Source organism: Niveispirillum sp. GW835-FHT14G11, from assembly GCF_058793615.1.
The window spans coordinates 1-538 of sequence record NZ_JBXAFZ010000070.1 but is presented as its reverse complement, the minus strand read 5'-3'; the positions used below and the strand labels follow the sequence as shown (position 1 = coordinate 538).

The 538-nt window shown below is 63.6% G+C and carries 1 pseudogene; it reads right to left on the bottom strand.

The annotated features are described in order from the left end of the window. Positions 1 to 26: 26 nt before the first annotated feature. Positions 27 to 538: pseudogene (locus AC1Q7F_RS32645) on the bottom strand (hypothetical protein); the annotation flags it as partial.

Here is a 538-nt window from a genome sequence, read left to right as displayed (position 1 = left end):
CAGTTCCATTGGCATGAGATTGGCGCTCAACGCTGGAAATCGGCCAGCGAGCGACGAACGGCGTGTTCAGGCACCTCCGTCCAACCACCGATCAGGTCTCCTGACAGGAAGCTGATGCCCGCTTCCTCGCACAGGGCCTCCATGGCCATGTTGTCGACACCCTCGACAGACGTCAGCAAGCGGTTCTTTGCAGCGATGGCACCAAAACGCAGCAGGTCGGCGCGATAGCGGTCGGCCGAGCAGCCCGGCGGTAGCAACACGCAGGCCACCTTCACGCCGGCGGCGGCCAGGGTGGGCAAGTCATTGCTGCCGGGGTCCACCACGGCCATGACGGTACGACTGTAGGGACGCAGGGTGCTCACCATTTCGGCCAGACGGCCCGTGGGCACGCCCGCCGGCACCCCGCAAAGGTGAAAGGCCATGAAACTGCGCATATGCGTCGGGATGTCCTGCAGGACGTTCACCAGTTCGCGGCGGCGTCCCAGGACAGCCAGGCTCTCGAAATGAATCGGCAATGAAAGGAAAAAGCGGAACCGGT